The organism is Mesorhizobium sp. M7A.F.Ca.CA.002.05.1.1, from assembly GCF_003998335.1.
GTDB lineage: Bacteria > Pseudomonadota > Alphaproteobacteria > Rhizobiales > Rhizobiaceae > Mesorhizobium.
In genome coordinates this window covers 1-2674 of sequence record NZ_RZQI01000817.1, presented here as the reverse complement: position 1 = coordinate 2674, position 2674 = coordinate 1, and the positions used below count along the sequence as shown (strand labels likewise).

At 64.5% G+C, this 2674-nt stretch carries 3 protein-coding genes; all 3 read left to right on the top strand.

The features are described from left to right. Positions 1–401: SAM-dependent methyltransferase (locus EN939_RS28940; protein ID WP_206528365.1), on the top strand; the 401-nt coding region annotated here is incomplete at its 5' end. 107 nt (positions 402–508) lie between these two features. Next, positions 509–1303 carry a peptidoglycan editing factor PgeF gene (gene pgeF / locus EN939_RS28935; RefSeq protein WP_127270538.1) on the top strand — a complete coding sequence of 265 codons (795 nt, stop codon included), beginning with the start codon at positions 509–511 and terminating at the stop codon, positions 1301–1303. Then, a complete protein-coding gene (locus tag EN939_RS28930; RefSeq protein WP_127270541.1) occupies positions 1303–2454 on the top strand; it encodes a M24 family metallopeptidase in 1152 nt (383 codons plus the stop codon). Before pgeF ends, EN939_RS28930 begins: the two co-directional genes overlap by 1 nt. Positions 2455–2674: the final 220 nt, after the last annotated feature.

Sequence of the window (2674 nt, the reverse complement as noted above, 5' to 3'; positions counted from 1 at the left end):
TATCCAGGCATGGCGGCGCTGGCCTGTTTATCGACTATGGCCATCTCCAGCCGGGTGTCGGGGACACGCTGCAGGCCTTGCGAAGCCACGATCACGAAGATGTGCTGGCCAATCCCGGTGAGGCCGACCTCACCTCCCATGTCGATTTCGCCGCCCTGGCCGCGATCGTGCGTGCACATGGCCTCGAAGCCCATCTGACGACACAGGGCGACTTCCTGCTCGGCATGGGCATCCTCGAGCGCGCCGGCCGGCTTGGCGCCGATGCCGGCCAGGCGGCGCGCGAAAGGATCGCCGGCGACGTCGAACGCCTCGCAGGGCCGCAAGCCATGGGCGAGCTGTTCAAGGTGCTTGCGGTACTGCCTCGCGGCGTGGCGGTTCGGCCCTTCGCCGGGGCGGATTGACTTTTTACCGCCGCCCCTCCCAATCTCCCGTCCGCGCTTTGCAGCGCCTGTTCTCGACCAAGCACCTTCTTCTTGACGAAACCGCCCACACGGACAACAACGCCCGCATGCTGAATCAGACCAAACCGGATCCCGTTCGGTCGCCGCTGCTGGACAAGGCGCAGGCACAAGGCATCCGCCACGGCTATTTCACCCGCATCGGCGGTGTCTCCGGCGGCATCTACCAGGGCCTCAACATCGGCACCGGATCGAATGACGACCAGGCGCTGGTCGCAGAGAACCGCGGCCGCGTCGCCGCCTGGATGGGCGTGCCGGCGAACCATCTGTTGACCGCCTGGCAAATCCATTCGCCCGACGTCATCATCGCCAGGGAGCCCTTTGCCGGCGAGCGGCCCAAGGCAGACGCCATCGTCACCGACCGGCCGGGCATCGCCATCGGCGCTTCGACCGCCGATTGCGGTCCCGTGCTGTTCGCGGATGCTGAGGCGCGCATCATCGGCGCCGCGCATGCCGGCTGGAAAGGCGCGTTCACCGGCGTGCTCGAAAACACCATCCTGGCGATGGAAAGCCTCGGCGCCCGGCGCCAAAACATCATCGCCGTGCTAGGCCCCTCCATCGGCCCTGATAACTACGAGGTCGGCCCGGAATTCGTCGCCCGCTTTGTCGAAGCCGATGCCGAAAATATCCTCTATTTCGCGCCGTCCGCCAATGCCGGCCATGCCATGTTCGACCTCAACCGCTACACGGTTGACCGGCTGGCCGAGGCCGGCGTGACGGCTGAAGGCCTCGACCGCTGCACTTACGCCGAGGAAGGCCTGTTCTACTCCTACCGGCGCACCACGCATCGCAAGGAGCCCGATTACGGCCGGCAGGTTTCGGCAATCGTCTTGGAGAGGGAATAATGGCGCTGCATTTTGAACGATCTGAATTTGACGCGCGGCGCGACCGGCTGATCATCGAGATGGCCGAAAAAAAGCTTGATGCCATCCTGCTGTTCGCGCAGGAAAGCATGTACTGGCTGACCGGCTACGACACGTTCGGCTTCTGCTTCTTCCAGTGCCTGGTGGTGAAGGCCGACGGTTCGATGGTGCTGCTGACCCGCTCGGCCGACCTGCGCCAGGCGCGTCAGACCTCGATTATCGACAACATCGTCTTGTGGACGGACCGTAATGGCGCCAATCCGGCGGTCGACCTGCGCAATCTGCTCAACGAACTCGACCTGCTCGGCGCCCGCATCGGTGTCGAATACGACACCCATGGCCTGACCGCGTTCAATGGCCGCCGCCTCGACGAGCAGTTGCAGACCTTCGGCCAGATCGCCGATGCGTCCGGAATTGTCGGGCGGCTGCGCCTGTTCAAGAGTCCGGCCGAGATCGCCAAGGCCGAGAAGGCCGCCAATCTCTCCGACGACGCGCTCGACGCGGCGCTGCCGCTGATCAAGCAAGGTGGCGACGAAGCCCTGATCCTGGCCGCCATGCAGGGTGCGATCTTTGCCGGCGGCGGCGACTATCCGGCCAACGAATTCATCATCGGCTCCGGCGTCGATGCGCTGCTGTGCCGCTACAAGGCCGGCCGCCGCAAGCTCACCAAAAATGACCAGCTGACGCTCGAATGGGCCGGCGTCTTCAACCACTACCACGCACCGATGATGCGCACGGTGCTGACCGGCAAGGTGTCGAAGCGCCATCAGGAATTGTTCGACGCCGCCCGCGCGGCACTCCTGGCTGTCGAAAAGGCGATGACGCCGGGCAACAGCTTCGGCGACGTCTTCGATGCGCATGCCCGCACCATGGAGGCACACGGCCTGACCAAGCACCGGCTGAACGCCTGCGGCTATTCGGTCGGCGCCCGCTTCACCCCGTCCTGGATGGACATGCCGATGTTCTACCAGGGCAATCCCGAACCGATCGCGCCCAACATGACGCTGTTCGCCCATATGATCATCATGGACTCCGATACCGAGACGGCGATGACGCTTGGCCGCACCTACCTGACCACCGAATCCCAGCCCAAGCCGCTGTCCCGCCATGATCTCGACTTGATCGTACAGTGAATCCACAATGGGAGGCGTTCTTCGCCAAGGAGTTAGAAGGCAAATGAGACGATCGCATGTGACGACCGTGTCATTGCTTGTGGCATTGGCTCTTGCCGCCTGCACCAACGCAAAGGACGTGCTCGAACCGTCGGCGATCACTCCGCCGGCGACGTCGACCCAGACGCTGCCCGCCACCAGCACGGCGGGCGCTCCCGCAACCACCGCCGCACCGGTCCCA

Bases quoted from the DNA above. Each gene is read 5' to 3' on its own strand.
- pgeF (WP_127270538.1), top strand. From the start codon at position 509: ATGCTGAATCAGACCAAACCGGATCCCGTTCGGTCGCCGCTGCTGGAC.
- EN939_RS28930 (WP_127270541.1), top strand. From the start codon at position 1,303: ATGGCGCTGCATTTTGAACGATCTGAATTTGACGCGCGGCGCGACCGG.